This is a genomic window from Cellulomonas sp. Marseille-Q8402, from assembly GCF_965119525.1.
Genome location: NZ_CBCPLX010000001.1, coordinates 1,356,838 through 1,377,228 on the forward strand (window position 1 = coordinate 1,356,838; position 20,391 = coordinate 1,377,228).

The window sequence follows — 20,391 nt, forward strand, 5'->3', positions numbered from 1 at the left end:
CCGGGACCTCGGTCCGCCCCGGGGGGCACGCCCCGGCTGGGGACGCCGACCTACGCTGGCGCGATGACGTGGTGGGAACGCCTCACGCGGTGGGAGGAACGCCACCAGCTCGGCATCGACGTGACCCTGACCCTGGCCAGCGGCCTGCTGGTGGTGCCGCTCGCGGCCTCGGTGGCCGTGGCGTGGGGCGGCGCCTCGACCCCGGTGCCGCCCGCCGCCGTCCTCGCCGCCCTGGTCTGGCTGCCGCTCGCCTGGCGGCGGAGCCGCCCCGTGGTCTCGGTGGTGGCGGTGTACGCCGCCGGCCTGCTGCACGTCGCCCTCGGCATCCCCACGCTCATGCCGGCCGACCTCGCGGTGCTCGTGGCGCTGTACTCCGTCACCGTGCACGGCCCGCGCTGGGCGCACTGGACGGCGATCGGGTCCGCCGTCGCCGGGTCGCTCGTGCTGGGGACGTCGATGGCGGTCTCCGGCATGGCCGGTTACGCCGGGCCGGCCGAGATGGCGACGACGGCGGTCGTCCTGTGGGTCTTCTGCTCGGCGTGCGCGGTCGCGACCTGGGCGTTCGGCCTGATGCGCCGCTCCCGCCGCGAGACGATCGCCGCGCTGCGCGACCGGGCGGAGCGGCTCGAGGTCGAGCGGGACCAGCAGGCGCAGATCGCCACGGCCGCCGAGCGCACCCGCATCGCCCGGGAGATGCACGACATCGTGGCGCACTCGCTGTCCGTCGTCGTCGCCCAGGCCGACGGCGGCCGGTACGCGGCGGCCGCCGACCCCGACGCCGCGACGCGTGCCCTCGGCACCATCGCGGAGACCGGCCGGGCGGCGCTGGCCGACATGCGGCGGCTGCTCGGCGTGCTGCGCGAGCCGGCGCCGACGGGCGCGGTCCCGGTCGTGGCGGCCGGGGCCGCCGCAGCGCCCGGGCAGCCCCAGCAGCCGCAGCAGCCCCCGCACACCCCGCAGCCGGCCGAGCACGACCTCGAGCACCTGGTCGAGCAGGTGCGCGGCGCGGGCGCGCGGGCCTCCCTGGTGCGGATGGGCACGCCGCGACGGCTGCCGCCGGGCATCGGCCTGACGGTCTACCGGATCTGCCAGGAGGCGCTGACCAACGTGCTCAAGCACGCGGGCCCCGACCCGGCGGTCACGCTGCTGGTCCAGTGGCGGCCGGCCGCTCTGGTGCTGGAGATCACCGACGACGGCCGCGGCGCCGCGGCGGACTCCGACGGCGCCGGGCACGGCCTGCTCGGCATGCGGGAGCGCGCGAGCATGGTCGGCGGCACGCTCAGCGCCGGCCCTCGGCCCGGCGGCGGGTTCCGGGTGCGGGCCGAGCTGCCGCTGCCGCCGCTGCCGCCGGTGACCGCCGACGCCACGGCGTCCGCCTAGGCTGGCCGCCATGAGCGAGACCATCCGCGTCGGCGTCGTGGACGACCAGCAGCTGGTGCGGGCGGGGTTCCGCCTGGTGATCGACTCCCAGCCCGACCTCACGGTGGTGCTCGAGGCGGGCGACGGTGCGCAGGCCGTGCAGGCGCTCACCCCGGGCACGTCGCAGGCGCAGGTGCTCGGGCCGGTCGACGTCGTCCTGATGGACGTGCGCATGCCCGCGCTCGACGGGCTCGCCGCCACCGAGCGGATCGTCGCGGCCGGGACGCCGGAGCACCCCGCGCCGCGGATCATCGTGCTGACGACGTTCGACATCGACGAGTACGTGCTGGCCGCGATCCGCGCGGGCGCCAGCGGGTTCCTGCTCAAGGACGCCCCGCCCGAGGACATGCTCGCGGCGATCCGCACGGTGCACCGCGGCGACGCGGTCATCGCGCCGTCCAGCACCCGCCGGCTGCTCGAGCACCTGGTGACCGCCCTGCCGCCCGAGCACCAGCAGGCCGGCGCGGGTGCGGACGCCCTCGCCACGCTGACCGAGCGGGAGCGCGAGGTGCTGGTCCTCATGGCCCGCGGCCGGTCGAACACCGAGATCGGCGAGGACCTCTTCGTCGCCGAGGCCACCGTCAAGACGCACGTCGGCCGGATCCTGGCCAAGCTCGGCGCCCGCGACCGCGTGCAGGCCGTCGTCGTGGCGTACGAGACCGGCCTGGTCGTCCCGGGCGCCTGACCTGCCGGTCCGGCCCAGGTCGGGGTGGCCGGCGGCCCGCGTCGTACCCCGGGATGACGCCGGGCCGGGACCGCGGGTGGACGACGGCGCACCCCCCGGCTCCGTAGCGTCGAGGGCATCAGCCCCCGACCACCAGGAGCACTCCCGTGGACCCGTTCGTCCCCGTCCCCGCCGGCGCACCCGGCTCCCCCGCCCGCGAGGCCGCCGTCCGCGCCCGCGGCCTGACCAAGGTCTACGGCCGCGGCGAGGCGGAGGTCCGCGCGCTCGCCGGCGTCGACGTCGACTTCGCCGAGGGCGAGTTCACCGCGATCATGGGCCCGTCGGGCTCGGGCAAGTCGACCCTGATGCACGTGCTCGCGGGCCTCGACTCCGCGAGCGCCGGCTCGGCGTTCCTGGGCCGCACCGACGTCACGACGCTCGACGACGACGCCCTCACCCGCCTGCGCCGTGACCGCGTCGGCTTCGTGTTCCAGTCGTTCAACCTGCTGCCGATGTTCACCGCCGAGCAGAACATCCTGCTGCCGCTGGAGCTGGCCGGGGCCAAGGCCGACCGCGCCTGGTTCGACACGCTCGTCACGACGCTCGGCCTGGGCCAGCGGCTCACGCACCGGCCGTCCGAGCTGTCCGGCGGCCAGCAGCAGCGCGTCGCCATCGCCCGCGCGCTCATCGCCAAGCCGGAGGTCGTGTTCGCCGACGAGCCGACCGGCAACCTCGACTCCCGGTCCGGCGCCGAGGTGCTGAGCTTCCTGCGCCGCTCGGTCCGCGAGCTCGGCCGCACGATCATCATGGTCACCCACGACCCGACGGCCGCCGCCTACGCCGACCGCGTGGTGCTGCTCGCCGACGGCCGGATCGCCGGCGACATCGTCGACCCGACGCCCGAGGCCGTGCTCGCCGGGCTGGACGCGCTGCGCCAGCTCGAGCTCACCGACGCGGCGACGAAGGCGAGCGCGTGATGTGGCGGCTCACCCTGGCGCAGATGCGCCGCAGCCTCGGCCGGCTCACGGCGGCGGGCATCGCCGTCGCGATCGGCACCGCGTTCGTCGCCGCGACGCTGCTCGCCGGTGACGTCATGCGGCGGATCTCCTACGACTCCATCACCGCGTCGTACGGGACCGCCGACCTGATCGCCGACGCCGGCACGTCGCTCACCGACGCCGACCTGGACGCCGTGCGCGCGCTCCCGGGCGTGGCGGCGGCCGACGCACGCGTCGTCGTCCCCTACGTCGAGCTGTCCGCCGGCAGCAAGGCCATCACGCAGACCGTGGTGCCCGTGCCCAGCGACAGCGCCTTCGACACCCAGCAGGTGACCGCCGGCGAGCTGCCGACCGCGGACGGCGAGATCGCGCTGCCCGAGCGCTCGGCCGAGCGGCTGGGCGTCGACGTCGGGGACGAGGTCACGGTCGCGTACTACCGCTGGGACGCCGCCGAGGCGACCGACCCGGCGACGGACCCGGCGACCGACCCGGGCACCGACACCGACACCGTCGTCCAGCAGCGCGAGGACGAGGTCACGGTCGTGGCGGTCACCACCGACCCGCAGTCGGCGTGGGCGCAGTACGGCGGCGCCGCGCTCGCCACCGGGGCCGACACCCTGCTCTGGTCCGGCTGGGGCGAGGGCCCCGGCGCGCCGACGCTCGAGGACGCCGCCACCTCGCAGCTGCTCGTCGCCGTCGATCCCGGCGCCGACACGTCGACCGTCCAGGAGGCCGTCGCCGACGCGCTGCCGGGCGGCGACCGCGAGCCCCTGGTGCTCACCCGGGACGCCGCCGCCGAGCGCAGCATCTCCGGCGACGGCACCGGCCCGGTGACGGTCGTCGTGCTGGCGTTCGCCGCGGTGGCGATGGTCGTCGCGGGGCTGGTCATCGCGAACACCTTCCAGGTGCTCGTCGCGCAGCGGACCCGGATGCTCGCACTGCTGCGCTGCGTCGGCGCGGTCCGCTCGCAGGTCCGCCGGTCCGTGCTGCTCGAGGCGGCGCTGCTCGGCCTGGCCTCCTCGGTCATCGGCACGCTGCTCGGCACCGGGCTGGTGCAGGTGGCCCTGTGGGTCCTGCAGCGCCAGGACCTGCCGTTCCCGGTGCCCGCGACCGTCGTGCCCACGGTGGCGAGCGTCGTCGCACCGCTCGCCGTCGGCGTGGTGGTCACCGTGCTGGCCGCGCTCACCCCGGCCCGGGTCGCCACCCGCGTGGCACCGATCGCGGCGCTCCGCCCGGCCGACGCCCCGGCCGCCGGCAGCCGCTCCGGCCGGTTCCGGCTCGTCGTCAGCCTGCTGCTCGTCGTCGGCGGCAGCCTGCTGCTCGGCGGTGGCGTCGCCCTGGCGCAGACCGCGATGGCGGGCCTGGCCGTGGCGGTCGCGATCCTCGGCGGCGCGCTGTCCTTCGTGGGGCTGCTCGTCGGTGCCGTGTTCTGGATGCCGAAGGTCGTCGCGGCGATCGGCCGGCTGGTCGGCCGCGCGGGGATGCCCGCCCGGCTCGCGGCGGCGAACACGGGGCGCAACCCCGCGCGCACCGCCGCCACCAGCACCGCGCTGCTCATCGGCGTCACGCTGGTCGCCATGATGAGCACCGGGGCCGTCACCGCCCGGTCCACCCTGGACGACGAGCTCGACACCCGGTTCCCCGTCGACCTGCAGGTCTCCGCGCCGTCGTCGGTCGACAGCGCCGGCCGCCCGGTCGCCGAGGCGCTGCCCCCGGGCCTCGCCGGCTCGCTCGCCGACGTCCCCGGCGTGGCGACCGTGACCACGCTCGCGACGGAGACCGTGCACCTGGGCCAGGACGGCTCGACCCTGCAGGCCCTGGCGATCACGCCGGACCAGGCCGCCGACGTCCTCCGGGACGCCGACGCGGCCGCCGGCGTCGCGGACGGGAGCGTCGTGGTGTCCAGCGACGTCGCCGCCGCCTACGGCATCGAGGTCGGGGACACGCTGCCGGTCGCGCTCGGCGACCCGCTCACGGGCGAGGCGGTCGAGGGCGCCCCGGCGGTCGACCTCACGGTGTCCGTGTCGCCGCTGCAGGACTGGTCGGTGCTGGTCACCCCGGCGACGTTCGACCGGATCGGCGCGGACGGCACGCTCAGCACCGCGTGGCTGCGGGTCGACGACGTCGACACCTCCGGGCAGGTCGCGCAGGAGGTGCAGGACCTGACCGCGGACTCGACGCTCGACATCACGGGCGCGGCGATGGAGCGGGCCCTGTACCAGCGGGCGATCGACACGGTGCTGGCCGTCGTGGTCGGGCTGCTCGCGGTGGCCGTGGTCATCGCGCTCATCGGGGTGACCAACACGCTGTCCCTGTCCGTCATCGAGCGGCGGCGCGAGTCCGCGACCCTCCGGGCGCTCGGGCTGACCCGCCGGCAGCTGCGGGCCTCGATGGCCGTCGAGGGCGCGCTGATCGCCGGGGTCGGCGCCGTGGTCGGCGTGCTGCTGGGGCTGGCCTACGGCTGGCTCGGCTCCGCGGCCGTGCTCGCCGGCATCGCGGAGCTGCAGCTGCAGGTGCCGTGGAGCGACCTGGGCGTCGTGCTCGCGGTGGCGCTGGTCGCGGGCGTGCTCGCGTCCGTGCTGCCGGGACGCACCGCCGCCCGGACTCCCCCGGTGGCGGCGCTCGCCGTCGACTGACGGCTGCCGGCCGACGCGCCGAGGCAGGTCCCCGCGGGGGCGCTACCTCGGCGCGTCGGCCGTGGTCCAGGTGACGACGGCCGGCACCAGCAGCAGGGCGCCGGTCAGCACGGCCAGGACCAGCACGCCGACCGACCAGGCGGCGACCTCGACGCCCAGCCAGCCCACCGCCAGCACGACCAGCAGGATCTGCACCGTCATCACCGGCGCCCGGCCCCACCGGCGCCCCTGCAGCAGGGCCCGGCCCGCGCCGGCCAGCAGCGCGGCCATGCCGAGCGCGAGCACCACGAGGAACAGCACCGGACCGGGCATCGAGGTGCCCCGCGCCAGCCCGACGACCAGCGCCACGGCGGCCGCCACCAGGGCGAGCGCCTGCACGAGGACGAGCACCGTCAGCACCCGCACCGAGGTGGGCGCCGCTCCGGGCGGGCCGGAGGGGGTCGAGGACGACGGCCGGGGCGCGCTGGATCCGCTCACGGTGGTGACCCTACGCGCGCCGCGGGTGAATCCGCGGCGCGTCCTCGCAGGTCCCGGCCTCGGCCGCTGCGCGACAGGGACGAACGTCCCGCAGACCGGGCGGAGTTGGCGCGCGGGGCCGCTCCGGGAGTACGGTGCGCGTGGGCGTCCAGGATCCACATCGATGTGACCGACGCCTCAGCCGTTACGCGCGAGAAACCTGCGCGTAACCCCTTGTGCGCCCTCCGGGCCCCATGTGAATCTTGTACTCAGCAGTTCGAATCCCCCGAGCGCCGACGCTCACGCCCCCCGCGAGTCTTCGTGCGTCGACGTGTGCATCTGCGCCCTGCCACCCAGCCCCCTGGTCGTGGCTCGCCCCTGTGCTGAGGAGTTTCCGATGGATTGGCGCCACCGCGCTGCATGTCTGACCGAGGACCCGGAGCTGTTCTTCCCGATCGGCAACACGGGCCCGGCCCTGCTGCAGATCGAGGAGGCCAAGGCCGTGTGCCGCCGCTGCGACGTCGTCGACACCTGCCTCAAGTGGGCGCTCGAGTCCGGCCAGGACGCCGGCGTCTGGGGCGGCCTCTCCGAGGACGAGCGCCGCGCGCTCAAGCGCCGCACCGCCCGCCAGCGCCGCGCCGGCTGACCGCTCGCCGCGCACTCCACGACGCCCGCCTGCCCCCCGGGGCAGGCGGGCGTCGCTGCGTCTCCGGACCCGCAGGACCGGACCTGCGGCGAGACTGCGGGGACTGCGGGGTTGGTGCCCGCGGAACCCCGCAACCCTCGCAGTCTCGACACGCTGGCCGCGCGGGTGCGGGTTACGCGACGGTGGCGGCCTCGCGGCCGGCGGCGCGCAGGGTCGCGGTGAGCACGACCTCCGTGCCGCCACCCTCGCGCGGGGACCACGTGATCGACCCGCGCAGCTCGTTGGTGACCAGCGTCGAGACGATCTGCGTGCCGAGGCCCGTGCCGGCGCCCGCGTCGGCGGGGATGCCGGCGCCGTCGTCGGCGACGATCACGGTGAGGTCGTCCTCGAGGCGCTCGGCGGTGACCTCGACGGTCCCGGAGTCGCGGCCGGCGAGCCCGTGCTCGACGGCGTTGGTCACGAGCTCGGTCAGCACGAGGGCCAGCGCGGTGGCGTCCTCCGCGGAGACGGGGCCGAACGCGCCGCGGACCACGGTGCGCACCGATCCCCCGGCCGACGCCACGTCGGCCGCGAGCCGCAGGGACCGGCCGACCAGGTCGTCGAACACGACGGTCTCGTCGAGCGTCTGGGACAGCGTCTCGTGCACGAGCGCGATGGTGGCGACCCGGCGCATGGCCTCCTCGAGGGCGGCGCGCGCCTCGGGCGAGCTCATCCGGCGCGCCTGCAGCCGCAGCAGCGCGGCGACGGTCTGCAGGTTGTTCTTCACGCGGTGGTGGATCTCGCGGATCGTCGCGTCCTTGGTGATCAGCTCGCGCTCGCGCCGCCGCAGCTCGGACACGTCGCGGCACAGCAGCACGGCGCCGATCCGCTCCCGCTCCTCGGTGAGCGGCACGGCGCGCAGGGACAGCGCGACGCCGTGCGCCTCGATGTCGGTGCGCCACGGCGCGCGGCCCATGAGCACGAGCGGCATGGACTCGTCGACCGTCGACTTCTGCTCGACCAGGTCCGCGACGACCTCGACCAGCGAGCGGCCGACCAGGTCGTCCATCGCGCCGAGCCGGTGGAAGCAGGACAGGGCGTTGGGGCTGGCGTACAGCACCTCGCCCTCGGAGTTGAGGCGGACCAGCCCGTCGCCGACGCGCGGGGCGCCGCGGCGCGGACCGGTGGCGGCGTTGGGCAGCGGGAACTCACCGCGCGCGATCATCGCCATCATGTCGTCGGCGGCCTCGACGTAGTTGAGCTCGAGCCGGCTGGGCGTGCGGGCTCCACCGAGGTTGGTCTGCCGGGCGATGACGGCGATCGCGCGCCCGTCCCGGACGACCGGCACGGCCTCCTCGCGCACCGCGTACGACCCGAACCAGCGCGGCTCCCGGGACCGCTGCGCGCGGACCTCGGTGAGGGAGCGCTCGAGCTGCGGCCGCTGCCCCTCAGGCGGGCGCGAGCCGACGACGTCGTCGTAGTGCACCGTCGCTCCCGTGCTGGGCCGGCACTGCGCGATCGCGACGAAGTCGTCGTCGTCGGTCGGCAGCCACAGCACCAGGTCGGCGAACGCCAGGTCGGAGATGACCTGCCAGTCGCCGACCAGCAGGTGCAGCCACTCGAGGTCCGCGGCGTCGAGGTGGGCGTGGCGCTGCGCGAGCTCGCTCAGGGTGGACACCGGACCAGCGTAAGTGCTCGCGCGCGAGCGCCTCGCGGCGCGCGCGTGGGTCCGCACCGATACCCTCGGCATACCCTCGGCTCAGCCGTCCGCACCACCCGCGCACCTCGGAAGGACCCGTCGTCGTGCACCTGCAGGTCACCGTCCCCGTCCCCACCGACCCCCGCACCGCCGGGGTCATGCTGGCCGACCCGGAGTACGTCCGGGCGAAGGTCCGCGCGAGCGGCGCGGAGGAGCAGCACGTCGACGTGGCCCCGGGCGAGGACGGCGCGTTCACCGTGACCACCCGCCGCTCGCTGCCGACCGACCAGATCCCGCCGAACGTGCGCGCGTTCGTGGGCTCGCGCCTCGAGGTGCGCCAGGTGGAGGCCTGGGAGCCCCCGGCCGAGGACGGCACACGCACGGGCACGGTCGCGGTCGAGATCGCCGGCGCCCCCGTCCGCCTCACGGGCACGGTCGCGCTCACCGCGACGGGCGAGGGGTCGGGCATCACCTACGACGGCGAGCTCAAGGCCCACGTGCCGCTGTTCGGCGCGGCGGTCGAGGAGGCCGCCGCCAAGGCGGTCCGCGGCGCGCTGCAGTCCGAGGAGGCCGTCGCCCGCGAGTGGGTCGCCGGCGCGCCGCGGTCCTGACACCGCCAGGACGTGCGCCGACGGACGGGCCGCGCCGCGGGGCCGCCCGCGACGCATGACGTGCACGGACGGGCCGCGCCGCGGGTCCGCCCGCGACGCACGACGTGGACGGACGCGCCGCGTCGCAGGTCCGCCCACGACGCATGACGTGGACGGACGGGCTGGCCACGGGCCCGACGCTCCGAGCACGACCTGCGCGAACGGGCGGGCCAGCGGGCGGACCGGAGTAACGATTCCGTAACGCGCACGCGCCGCGCAGGCCGCTGACCTGCGACGACGTAGTCATGGGATCGCTTCCACACCCGTTCGCGCGTCCCGCGGCTTGACTTCCCTCACCCCGTCCGGGGAAGGTGCGGGACAGGCGTGGAAGCGCTCCCGCAGCTCGATCTGGGAACGCTTCCACGACGGACGCCGATGCCGGCGTCCCCATGGAGGCGGCGAGGGAGCCGCCCGCTGACGAGGGAGTCACAGTGCGCAGGAGCACGCGGAAGACGTGGGTGGCCGTGGCCGGAGCGACGGGCGTGGCCCTGCTCGCGACGGCTTGCGGTGGCGGTTCGGGCGACGACACCGCTGGCGGCGGCGAGGAGGGCGGCGACGTCACGCTGACCATCTCGACGTTCAACCAGTTCGGGTACGAGGACCTCCTGGAGGAGTACCAGGAGCTCCACCCGGAGATCACGATCGAGCACAACAAGTTCGGCAAGTCGGACGACGCCAAGGAGCAGTTCCAGACCGCGCTCGGCGCCGGCTCCGGGCTCGCGGACGTCGTGGGCGTCGAGGTCGACTGGATGCCGCAGATCATCCAGTACTCCGACCAGTTCGTGGACCTGACCAGCGACTCGGTCGACGGCCGCTGGAACCAGTGGACGCTGGACCAGGCGACCTCGCAGGACGGCGCGCTGCTCGGCTACCCCACCGACATCGGCCCCGAGGCGATCGCCTACCGCGCCGACCTGTTCGCCGCCGCCGGCCTGCCGACGGACCGCGAGGAGGTCGCCGCGCTGTTCGGCGGCGAGGACGCCACGTGGGACGACTTCTTCGCGGTCGGCGACCAGTTCATGGCCGCGGGCACCGGCCCGGCGTTCTTCGACTCCGCCGACGCCGTCGCCCAGGGCATGATCAACCAGATCGAGGCGCCCTTCGAGGACCCCGACTCCGGTGAGATCACCGCGCTCGACAACCCCGAGATCCGCGACATGTACGACACGATCCTGTCGCACGCCGACCAGTCCGCCGGTCTCAAGCAGTGGGAGACCGACTGGACCAACGCGTTCCAGAGCAACGGCTTCGCGGTCGCGCTGGCCCCGGCCTGGTTCCTCGGCAACATCGAGGGCAACGCGGCCGGCGTCGAGGGCTGGGACATCGCCAACGTCTTCCCCGGCGGCGGCGGCAACTGGGGCGGCTCGTTCCTCACGGTCCCGACCATGTCGGAGCACCCGGAGGAGGCCAAGGCCCTCGCCGACTGGCTGACCGCCCCCGAGCAGCAGCTCAAGGCGTTCGCGGTCAACGGCAACTTCCCGAGCCAGATCGAGGCGCAGCAGTCCGAGGAGCTCCAGGGGATGACCCGCGAGTTCTTCAACGACGCCCCGTCCGGCGCGATCTACACCGACCGCTCCGCCGGCATCTCGACCCAGCCGTTCAAGGGCGAGAACTACTTCACGATCCGCACCGGCCTGTCCGACGCGTTCAACCGCGTCGACGTCGACAAGTCGATGACGCCCGACGAGTCCTGGACGGGCTTCGAGGACGCGGTCGCCGCGATCGGCTGACCTGACCGGGCCGGGCCGTCGGGAGCACCCCGGCGGCCCGGCCCGCGCGCGGCACCGACCGCCGCCTGCTCCGCACGACCCGTCCCGCCCGCACGAAGGATCTCCATGGCCACCCAGACGGCGCCCCCGAGGGGCGCGGAACCGCGCAGCGACGACCGCCCGCCCCGCAAGATCGGCTTCAAGCAGACGCTGGGCCGCTGGGACGTGCGGGTCTCCCCCTACCTGTACATCTCGCCGTTCTTCCTGCTGTTCGCGGTCGTCGGCCTGTTCCCCCTGATCTACACCGGCTGGGTCTCCCTGCACGAGTGGAGCCTGATCGGCGGGAAGGGCGAGTTCGTCGGGTTCGACAACTTCACCTTCGTGCTCGGCCAGACCTTCTTCTGGAAGGCGCTGCGCAACACCCTGAGCATCTTCCTGCTGTCGACGGTGCCGCAGGTGATCGCGGCCCTGGTGATCGCGGCGATGCTCGACGCCAACCTGCGCGCGAAGACGTTCTGGCGGATGGGCGTGCTGCTGCCCTACGTCGTCGCCCCGGTGGCGGTCGGCCTGGTGTTCTCGCAGATGTTCGCCGACGGCTCGGGCATGATCAACACGCTGCTCGGCCAGATCGGCATCGACCGCATCGGCTGGCACAAGGACGCGTTCGCCTCCCACGTCGCCATCTCCTCGATGGTGAACTTCCGCTGGACCGGCTACAACGCGCTGATCCTGCTCGCCGCGATGCAGGCCATCCCCCGCGACATGTACGAGGCGGCCACGCTCGACGGCGCGAACCGGCTGCGGCAGTTCTTCTCGATCACCGTCCCGATGGTCCGGCCCACGATGATCTTCGTCATCCTGACGTCGACCATCGGCGGCCTGCAGATCTTCGACGAGCCGCGCATGTACGACGCGACCGGCCTGGGCGGGAACAACGGGCAGTGGAAGACCGTGACGCTCTACCTGTACGAGCTGGGCTGGAACAAGCAGCAGCTCGGACGCGCGGCGGCGGTCGCCTGGCTGCTGTTCCTCATCATCATCGTCTTCGCGCTGGTCAACAACCTGCTGACCCGGCGGATCGCCTCGGCCGACGACCTCAGCCGCAGCGCGAAGGCCGCCCGCCGCCGGCAGCGCCGCGCGGGTCGCGACCTGACGCGGCGGATCACCCAGACAGCCGACGCCGCGGTGCCCGCCGCAGCCCCGATCGAGGTGGACCCCCGATGAGCGCCCCGTCCCTCCCCGTCATCGAGCAGACCGCCGGCAAGGGCGCGGCACGTGCCGCCGCGCGCCGTCGCGGGCGTGGCAACGCGGGCGGCGCCGACCGTCGTCCGGGCTGGGTGACCTACGTCGTCCTGGTCGCGTTCGTGCTGATCTCGGCCTACCCGCTGTACTACACGCTGCAGCTGGCGTCCTCGACGTCCGCCACCATCGCGCAGAACCCGTTCCCGGGCCTGCTGCCGGGCGGCGAGCTGCTCACCAACCTGCAGCGCGTGTTCGACGCCGACATCGACCTGGTGCGGGCGACGGGCAACTCGCTGGTCGTCGCCGTCGTGACGAGCGCCTCCGTGGTGTTCTTCTCGACGCTGGCCGGCTACTCGTTCTCCAAGCTGCGGTTCCGGGGCCGGGGGCCGCTGCTCGTCTTCGTGATCGCGACGATGGCCGTCCCCACCCAGCTCGGCGTCGTGCCGCTCTACATCGTCATGCGGGAGCTCGGGCTGACCGGCAACCTGCTGGCGGTCATCCTCCCGGCGCTGGTCACCGCGTTCGGCGTGTTCTGGATGACGCAGTACCTCGACTCCGCCCTGCCGTACGAGCTGATCGAGGCCGCCCGCGTCGACGGCGCGTCGATGTTCCGGACGTTCTGGTCCATCGCGCTGCCCGCCGCCCGGCCCGCCGCGGCGATGCTGGCGCTGTTCACCTTCATCACGTCGTGGACGAACTTCTTCTGGCCGTCGATCGTGCTCGGTACGCAGAACCCCACGCTGCCGGTGGCGCTGAAGCTGCTGCAGGCCGGGTTCTTCCAGGACCTGCCGCTGATCATGGCGGGGGTCGTGCTCTCGATCATCCCGCTCCTGCTCCTGTTCGTCGTCGCCGGCCGCCAGCTGGTGGCGGGGATCATGGCCGGGGCCGTCAAGGGCTGACCGCTACGCTTCCGCGCGGGGGCCCCGTTCCCGGGTCCCCGCGCAGGGCGCGCCCGCCACCCACACCTGACCCGAGGGGGCGATCGACCGTGGTCGACCAGTCAGCCATCCCGTCGGCCACCCACCCGGTCCCCACGCTGGAGCAGGTCGCCGAGCGCGCCGGCGTCTCCCGGTCCACCGCCTCCCGCGCGATCAACGGCGGGCTGCGCGTCTCGCCCGAGGCGATGGAGTCCGTCGCCGCAGCCGTGGCCGACCTCGGGTACACCCCGAACCGCGCCGCCCGCTCCCTGGTGACCCGGCGCACGGACTCCGTCGCCCTGGTGGTCCCGGAGCCGGACGAGCGCGTGCTGTCGGACCCGTTCTTCGCCGGTGTGCTGAACGGCGTCGCGACACCGCTCGCGCAGTCGGACCTGCAGCTGCTGCTGGTCATCGCCCGGCCCGGCGAGTCCGAGCGCACCGCCCGCTACCTGCGCGCCGGGCACGTCGACGGCGCGATCGTGGTGTCGCACCACCGCGACGACGCCATCGACCGGGCGCTGCAGGGCTCGAGGGTGCCGACCGTGTTCATCGGCCGGCCCCTCGCCGGCGGCGAGGACGCCGCGGTGGTCGACACCGACAACCTGCTCGGCGGGCGGATCGCCACGGAGCACCTGATCGCCTCGGGGCGGCGCCGGATCGGCACCATCGCGGGCCCGGCCGACATGTCCGCCGGCATCGACCGCCTCGCCGGGTGGCGGGCGGCGCTCGGCGACGCCGGGCTGCCGGCCGACGCCGTCGTGCACGGCGACTTCACCGTCGACGGCGGTGCCGTCGCGGCGCGCGAGCTCCTCGCGCGGCACCCGGACGTCGACGCGATCTTCATCGCCTCCGACCTGATGGCCGCCGGCGCGCTGCCGGTGCTCGCGGAGCACGGCCGCGAGGTGCCGGGCGACGTCGCCGTCGTCGGGTACGACAACTCCGGCCTGGCGACGACCACCAAGCCGAACCTCACGACGGTGACGCAGCCGGTGATCGCGATGGCACGGGCGGCGGGCGAGGAGCTGGTCGCGCAGCTCCAGGGCCGCCCCGCCCGGCACGAGCCGCAGATCTTCGAGCCGGAGCTGGTCGTCCGCGGCTCCGCCTGAACCGGCGCCCGCGCGAACCGGCGCCCGCGCGAACGGGCGCCCGCAGGAGGTCGAGGGTCCTGCACGAGGCCGAGGGGCGCACCCCTCGGCCTCCCCGCGCACCCTCGACCCCGCGGGACCCGTCAGCGCGTCGGGTCGATGTGCCCGAACCGGTGGCGGGTGCGGCTGACCGCCTGCTCGCGCAGCACGGTGAGGAGCTCCCGCCGCCCGCTGGCCACCACGGGCGCGTCGAGCACCGTGACCTCGCCGGTGCGGGCGACGGCCGCGGCCCGCAGGCCGGGGGCGCTGCCCACGACCCGGACCCGGCCGGTGACCTCCCCGCCGGCGACCCGCGAGGCGAACGCCGCGTCGGGCTCGTCCGCCGCGCGGCTGACGGTCACCGGGACCCCGGCCGTCCGCGCGGCCGACAGCACGCGGCGCACGTCCCGCTCCGCCGCGTCCGCGCCGACCCGGACCGTCAGGTGCGGGACCGGCCGGTAGCGCAGCGTGTTCTCCTCGGCCGCGAGCCCGGAGGGGTCGTGGCTCACGCCGAACTCGGAGCCCCACCACCGTGCGTCGTCCTGCTGCGCCCACGCGACCCAGGCGTCGTCGTCGAGGGCCGCGACGTCGGCGTCGTCCGACCAGGTGCCGAGCTGGGCGACGTAGGACGGCCCGCCCGCCTTGGCGCCGGGCCCGACGACGGACGCCTTCCAGCCGCCGAACGGCTGCCGCTGCACCACGGCGCCGGTGATGTGCCGGTTGACGTAGGCGTTGCCCACCTCGACCCGGTCCAGCCAGTGCTGGATCTCGGCCTCGTCGAGCGAGTGCAGGCCGCCGGTCAGGCCGAGCGCCACCGCGTTCTGCACCGCGATCGCCTCGTCCAGGGTGTCGACGCGGATCACGCCGAGCACCGGGCCGAAGCACTCGGTCAGGTGGAACCACGAGCCGGGCCGGACGCCGTGCTTCACGCCGGGCGTCCAGAGCCGGCCCTCCTCGTCGAGCTGCCGCGGCCGCACCAGCCAGCCCTCGCCCTCGTCCAGGGTGGTGAGCGCGCGGAGCAGCTTGCCGGACGCGGGCTCGACGAGCGGGCCCATCGTGGTGCCGAGGTCGTCGGACCAGCCGACGCGCAGCGACGTGACGGCGTCGGCCAGCTGCCGGCGGAGCCGGTCGGACGTGCCGGCCGACCCGACCAGGATCGCCAGCGACGCGGCGGAGCACTTCTGGCCCGCGTGCCCGAACGCCGACCGGACCAGGTCCGCCACCGCCAGGTCCACGTCCGCGGACGGGGTGATGATCAGCGCGTTCTTCCCGGAGGTCTCGGCGAGCACGTCCAGGTCGGGGCGCCACCCGGCGAACAGCTGCGCGGTCTCCAGCGAGCCGGTGAGCACGACCCGCGCGACGTCCGGGTGCGTGACGAGCCGCCGGCCGACCTCGCCCTCCGGCGACAGCACGACCTGCAGCGCGGGCTCGGTGACGCCCGCGGCGTCGAGCGCCCGCTGGATCGCGGCCCCGGCCACCCGCACGCTGCGGGGCGTCTGCGGCGCCGGCTTGATCAGCACCGGCGAGCCGGCCGCGAGCGCCGCCAGCATCGAGCCGACGGGGATGGCGACCGGGAAGTTCCACGGCGGCGTGACCACCGTGACGCCGTGCGGGCGGAACCGCGCGCCCGGCACCGTGCCGTCGGCGAGCTCGTCGGCGCGGTCGGCGTAGTACCGGGCGAAGTCGACGGCCTCGCTGACCTCGGGATCCGCCTCGGCGACGGTCTTGCCGCCCTCGTGCACCATCGTCGCGACGAGGTCGCCACGGACGGCCTCGAGCTCGTCGGCGGCGCGGCGCAGGACGGCGGCGCGCTCGGCCGGCGGGCGGGCCGACCAGGCGGCGGCGGCACCCGCGGCCCGGGCGACGACCGCGTCGACCTCCTCGGTGGTGGCGACCTCGACGGCGCCGGCCGGCGGCTCGACGTCCTCGGCGACCAGGCGCGCGGCCCACTCCCGGGACTCGGCGACGGCGGGGTCGGTGTCGGCCGCGTTGCGGAACGCCCCGGGGGCGACGGGACCCGCCGCGGCGTCCGACTCGGCGCGCGGCAGCCGGCGGCGCCCGGTCGGGACCGTGTCCGCCCCGGCCACCGAGGCGAGGAACGCCTGCTCCTGCCCGCCGATGCCGCGGTCCACCTCGGCCAGGTCGGCCCCGGACTCGGCGAACAGCGCGTGCAGGAAGTTCTGGTGCGCGGAGTTCTCCTCCAGGCGGCGCACCAGGTAGGAGATCGCGACGTCGAAGTCCTGCTTCGCGACCACCGGGGTGTAGAGCAGCACCTGGCCGACCTCGCGCTGCACCGCGCGCGCCTGCGCGGGCGCCATGCCCTGCAGCATCTCGATGTCGAGCGCCTCGGCCACGCCCCGCTCCCCCGCCAGCAGGTGGGCGTACGCGACGTGGAACAGGTTGTGGCTGGCGACGCCCACCCGCAGCGCGTCGGTGCGGTCGGCCGCGAGCGCCCGGCGCACCAGCCGGACGTAGTGCGCGTCGACGTCGGGCTTGCCGGCGTAGGGCGCCTGGGCCCAGCCGTGCAGCTCGGCCTCGACCTGCTCCATCGCGAGGTTGGCGCCCTTGACCAGGCGCACCTTGAGCCGGGCGCCGCCCGCCTCGACACGGCGACGGGCGATGGCGGTGACCGCGTCGAGGGCGTCGGAGGTGTCGGGCAGGTAGGCCTGCAGGACGATGCCGAACTCGTGGCCCTGGACGGCGAGGTCGGACACCAGCTCGTCGAACACCCGCACGGTCAGCGCGAGGTCGCGGTACTCCTCCATGTCCAGGTTGAGGAAGGTGCCGTGCTCGGCGGCGGTCCGGTACAGCGGGCGCAGCCGCTGCACGACCCGGCGGACGCTGCCCTCGGTGTCCCAGGTGGACAGCTGGCTGGCGACGGCCGAGACCTTGACCGAGACGTAGTCGACGTCGGGGCGGGCGACCAGCTCCGCGACGCGCTGCAGGCGGCGGTTCGCCTCGTCCTCGCCGAGCACGGCCTCGCCCAGCAGGTTGAGGTTGAGCCGGAACCCGTCGCGGCGGGCGCCGGCGATGTGCGGGCCGAGCCCGGGGCCGGCGTCGGCGACCAGGTGCCCGACCAGCTGCCGCAGCCGGATCCGCGCCGCCGGCACGACGGCGGCGGGCAGCAGCGGGGCGACGCGGGCGCCGAGACCCAGCAGCGCCCGGTCCGCCACGCCGAGGAACCCGGCCGCGTCGGCGGCGCGGTGGCCGAGGTCGGCGAGCTCCGCGGCGGCCACGCGCACGTCCTGCGGCCGGGCGACCCGGTCCACGAACCGGACGGCGAGCTCGAGGCCCGCGGGGTCCGCGACCAGGGCGGCGAGCCGGCCCGTCGCGCGACGCTCGGCGGGTGTCTCGTCGGCGGCCGTCGCCGCCATCCACCGGTGGGCCAGGGCGACTGCGTCGGTGGTCAGGCGGTCGTGGGGCCGAGCAGGCGCAGCGGGAGCATCGGGGGCGGCGGACCCGGGGCGGGGGCCGGGTGGTCGGTCGTCGTCATGGCGGGATCCTTCCCGAGCGGTGCGGCACGCGTCTTGCACCGATCGCCCGGACCTGGGCGGGCGATCCGTGACACGAGACCGTCACGCGCACCACCTACGCTGCCTCCGACATGGAACGCCGTCCACCCCTGCCGAGCGCCGCCTCCCCCGAGGCAGGCGCGCTGCTGCGTGCCCTCACGCCCGCCCTGCTCCGGCTGTGCGACGACCTCACCGGCACGATGTTCTGCGCGAAAGACGTCACCGGCCGGTACGTCGTGGTCAACGACGCCTTCGTGCGCCGGACGCCGGAGCGCTCGCGCCGCGCGGTGGTCGGCCGCACCGCCGCCGAGCTGTTCCTGCCGCACCTGGCCGAGCGGTACGACGCCCAGGACCGGGAGGTGCTCGAGACGGGACGGGCGCTGCACCGCGAGCTCGAGCTGATCCGCCGCCCGGGCGGAGCGCCCGGCTGGTACCTCACGTCCAAGGAGCCGGTCCGCGACGACGCGGGCGCCGTGGTCGGCCTCGTGAGCATCTCGCAGGCCCTGCGCGCGGGCGACGCCGACGCGGCCACCGTCGCCGCGCTGTCCCGGGTGGCGGCGTACGTGCAGGGCCGGCTCACCGACCCGCCGACCGTCGCCGAGCTGGCCGAGGCCGCGGGGTGCTCCGCCTCCACGCTCGACCGCCGGGTGCGCCGGGTCTACGCGCTGTCCCCGCAGCAGTACGTGCTCCGCGCGCGGCTCGACCACGCCGCGGCGCTGCTGGGCGGGTCGGACCTGCCGCTGGCCGAGGTGGCCGCCGCCGCCGGGTTCTACGACCAGGCGTCGTTCACCCGGACGTTCGGGCGGCTCACCGGGGAGACGCCGGCGCAGTTCCGCCGCGCCGCCCGCTCCGGCCCGACCGGTGGCGACGCGCTGCCGTGGCCGCGGACGGCGTCGTGGGGAACGATGGACGCATGACCCATCCCCAGATCCCCACCATCACCCTGCCCGGCGGCGAGATGCCGCTGCTGGGCCTCGGCACGTGGCAGGCGGAGGGCGGTGACGCCGAGCGCGCCGTGGTCGCCGCCCTCGAGCACGGCTACACCCACATCGACACCGCCACCGGCTACGGCAACCAGGCCGAGGTCGGCCGCGCGCTGTCGCTGCGGGACATGGACCGCGACGCCGTGTTCCTCACCACCAAGCTGCCGCCGGACCACGCGGGCCGCGAGCGGCAGACCCTCATGGAGTCGCTGGCCGAGCTCGGCACCGACCACCTGAACCTGTGGCTGATCCACTGGCCGCCGAACAAGCAGGCGACCCCCGCGACCTGGGAGCAGTTCATCGCCGCGCGCGACGAGGGCCTCACCCGGTCGATCGGCGTCTCCAACTACTCGATCGCGCAGATCGACGAGCTGATCGCGGCGACGGGCGAGGCGCCGGCCGTGAACCAGATCCCGTGGAGCCCGTCCGACTGGGACGCCGACCTGGTCGCCCAGCACGCCGAGCGCGGCGTGAAGATCGAGGGCTACAGCGCCTTCAAGCGGACCGACCTGGACGACCCGGTGCTCACCGAGGTCGCCGAGGCGCACGGCGTCACCACCCGGCACGTGGTGCTGCGGTGGCACATCGACCACGGCATCGTCGTGATCCCGAAGTCGGTGAACCCGGAGCGGATCGCCGAGAACCTGAAGGCGCTCGACTTCACGCTGTCGGCCGACGAGCTCGCGCGGATCGACGCGCTGGGCGGCAGGTGACGGGTCCGGCCGAGCACCCGACGACCCGGCGCGCCGCGTCGGGTCGTCGGGCGCGCCGCGCCGGCCGCGCGCGGCTCGCGGTCGCGGCGACGACGAGCGCCCTGCTGGTCGCAGCCGTGGCCGTCGCCGGGGTGCAGCTGCACGCCGGGCGGGAGCGGGCCGCGCAGGACGAGCGCCGGGCGGAGGCCATCGGCCTGAGCGCCGACCTGGCCCGCGCCGAGGACGACTTCCTCGCGGACCGCGGGACGGCCGCCGACCAGGACGCGGCCCGCCGGGCGTCCGACACGGTCCGGGCACTGGCGGAGCAGCGCGCCGCGGAGGCGGAGGCCGCCCGCGTGGCGGCCGAGCAGGCGGCCGAGGCCGCCCGGCTCGCCGCTGAGCAGGAGGCGCAGGAGGCCCAGGAGGCGCAGGAGGCGGCCGAGCGGGCCGCGTCCGCGCCCGCGTCCGGCGGCACCGCCCGCTCAGGCATCGCCGGCTACGTCGACGGCCGCCCGGTCGACGCGGCGGGGAACGTCCTGTGGGTGACCTCGGTGCCCACGGCGGACGGCGACGGGTCCAACGGCCGGATGCCGATGTCCAGCATGTGCCAGGTGCCCTGGGGCACCGACCAGCTCGGGTTCGCCCAGTACCTGCGGTGCGACGCCGCCGACGGCCTCACCGCGCTCAACGCGGCGTTCACCGCGCAGTTCGGCGCCCCGCTCGACATGGACCTCACCTACCGCTCGTACGAGGACCAGGTCGCGATGAAGGCGGCGTTCGGCGGGCTCGCCGCCACCCCCGGGACGTCGTCGCACGGGCTCGGCACCGCGCTCGACGTGCAGGAGTGGCCGGGCACGTACGGGTTCGGCACGGCCCGCTACGACTGGCTGGTCGCGAACGGCCCCGCCTACGGCTGGTACGCCCCCGCGCGGGTCCGCCAGGGGCAGCCCTACGCCGAGTACTGGCACTTCGAGTACGGTCCCGGCCGCAGCTCCTGACCCGGCCGGCCGGCTGACCGGTGCCCGCAGCACCGCTGTGGCACAGTGGCGACGGACCCGGCGGCTC

At 75.3% G+C, this 20,391-nt stretch carries 16 protein-coding genes; 13 read left to right on the forward strand and 3 right to left on the reverse strand.

The features are described 5' to 3' along the window. The first annotated feature begins 63 nt into the window (after positions 1–63). From ACWPWW_RS06180 to ACWPWW_RS06195, 4 genes are all read left to right on the forward strand, one after another. Positions 64–1,380: a sensor histidine kinase gene (locus tag ACWPWW_RS06180; RefSeq protein ID WP_454049460.1), complete on the forward strand. Its 1,317-nt coding sequence runs from the start codon at positions 64–66 to the stop codon at positions 1,378–1,380. A 10-nt stretch (positions 1,381–1,390) separates the two neighbouring features. Next, a complete protein-coding gene (locus ACWPWW_RS06185) occupies positions 1,391–2,104 on the forward strand; it encodes a response regulator (RefSeq protein ID WP_454049461.1) in 714 nt (237 codons plus the stop codon). 146 nt (positions 2,105–2,250) lie between these two features. Beyond that, a complete protein-coding gene (locus tag ACWPWW_RS06190) occupies positions 2,251–3,060 on the forward strand; it encodes an ABC transporter ATP-binding protein (protein WP_454049462.1) in 810 nt (269 codons plus the stop codon). Continuing rightward, positions 3,060–5,717, forward strand: a complete 2,658-nt coding sequence (locus ACWPWW_RS06195; protein ID WP_454050408.1) for an ABC transporter permease — start codon at positions 3,060–3,062, stop codon at positions 5,715–5,717. The genes ACWPWW_RS06190 and ACWPWW_RS06195 overlap by 1 nt, the downstream gene beginning before the upstream one ends. Positions 5,718–5,759: 42 nt before the next feature. Here the strand turns inward: ACWPWW_RS06195 and ACWPWW_RS06200 are convergent, their stop codons facing one another. Continuing rightward, positions 5,760–6,194: a hypothetical protein gene (locus ACWPWW_RS06200; protein WP_454049463.1), complete on the reverse strand. Its 435-nt coding sequence runs from the start codon at positions 6,192–6,194 to the stop codon at positions 5,760–5,762. A gap of 376 nt (positions 6,195–6,570) precedes the next feature. Here ACWPWW_RS06200 and ACWPWW_RS06205 point away from each other — a divergent pair, with 376 nt between their 5' ends. Then, positions 6,571–6,819: a WhiB family transcriptional regulator gene (locus tag ACWPWW_RS06205; protein WP_122151410.1), complete on the forward strand. Its 249-nt coding sequence runs from the start codon at positions 6,571–6,573 to the stop codon at positions 6,817–6,819. Positions 6,820–6,991: 172 nt separating this feature from the next. On the opposite strand, the gene ACWPWW_RS06210 is transcribed toward ACWPWW_RS06205, so the two are convergent. Next, on the reverse strand, positions 6,992–8,476 hold the full coding sequence (locus ACWPWW_RS06210) for a sensor histidine kinase (protein WP_454049464.1): 1,485 nt from the start codon (positions 8,474–8,476) through the stop codon (positions 6,992–6,994). 125 nt (positions 8,477–8,601) lie between these two features. Between ACWPWW_RS06210 and ACWPWW_RS06215 the strand changes: the two genes are divergently transcribed. From ACWPWW_RS06215 to ACWPWW_RS06235, 5 genes are all read left to right on the forward strand, one after another. Beyond that, a complete protein-coding gene (locus ACWPWW_RS06215; protein WP_454049465.1) occupies positions 8,602–9,108 on the forward strand; it encodes a DUF2505 domain-containing protein in 507 nt (168 codons plus the stop codon). 503 nt (positions 9,109–9,611) lie between these two features. Continuing rightward, positions 9,612–10,877 carry an ABC transporter substrate-binding protein gene (locus tag ACWPWW_RS06220; RefSeq protein WP_454049466.1) on the forward strand — a complete coding sequence of 422 codons (1,266 nt, stop codon included), beginning with the start codon at positions 9,612–9,614 and terminating at the stop codon, positions 10,875–10,877. Between the two features lie 105 nt (positions 10,878–10,982). After that, a complete protein-coding gene (locus ACWPWW_RS06225; protein ID WP_454049467.1) occupies positions 10,983–12,080 on the forward strand; it encodes a carbohydrate ABC transporter permease in 1,098 nt (365 codons plus the stop codon). Next, positions 12,077–12,997, forward strand: a complete 921-nt coding sequence (locus tag ACWPWW_RS06230; protein ID WP_454049468.1) for a carbohydrate ABC transporter permease — start codon at positions 12,077–12,079, stop codon at positions 12,995–12,997. Before ACWPWW_RS06225 ends, ACWPWW_RS06230 begins: the two co-directional genes overlap by 4 nt. A gap of 89 nt (positions 12,998–13,086) precedes the next feature. Continuing rightward, complete coding sequence (locus ACWPWW_RS06235) at positions 13,087–14,121, forward strand: LacI family DNA-binding transcriptional regulator (RefSeq protein WP_454049469.1); 1,035 nt, start codon at positions 13,087–13,089, stop codon at positions 14,119–14,121. 122 nt (positions 14,122–14,243) lie between these two features. Here ACWPWW_RS06235 and ACWPWW_RS06240 read toward each other — a convergent pair whose 3' ends face one another. Beyond that, positions 14,244–17,513 carry a proline dehydrogenase family protein gene (locus ACWPWW_RS06240; protein WP_454049470.1) on the reverse strand — a complete coding sequence of 1,090 codons (3,270 nt, stop codon included), beginning with the start codon at positions 17,511–17,513 and terminating at the stop codon, positions 14,244–14,246. A gap of 230 nt (positions 17,514–17,743) precedes the next feature. Between ACWPWW_RS06240 and ACWPWW_RS06245 the strand changes: the two genes are divergently transcribed. The 3 genes from ACWPWW_RS06245 to ACWPWW_RS06255 are packed head-to-tail and all read left to right on the forward strand — an operon-like array spanning position 17,744 to position 20,324. Beyond that, a complete protein-coding gene (locus ACWPWW_RS06245; RefSeq protein ID WP_454049471.1) occupies positions 17,744–18,568 on the forward strand; it encodes a helix-turn-helix domain-containing protein in 825 nt (274 codons plus the stop codon). Then, positions 18,565–19,347, forward strand: a complete 783-nt coding sequence (locus ACWPWW_RS06250; RefSeq protein WP_454049472.1) for an aldo/keto reductase — start codon at positions 18,565–18,567, stop codon at positions 19,345–19,347. Before ACWPWW_RS06245 ends, ACWPWW_RS06250 begins: the two co-directional genes overlap by 4 nt. Next, a complete protein-coding gene (locus ACWPWW_RS06255; RefSeq protein WP_454049473.1) occupies positions 19,344–20,324 on the forward strand; it encodes a M15 family metallopeptidase in 981 nt (326 codons plus the stop codon). Before ACWPWW_RS06250 ends, ACWPWW_RS06255 begins: the two co-directional genes overlap by 4 nt. Positions 20,325–20,391: the final 67 nt, after the last annotated feature.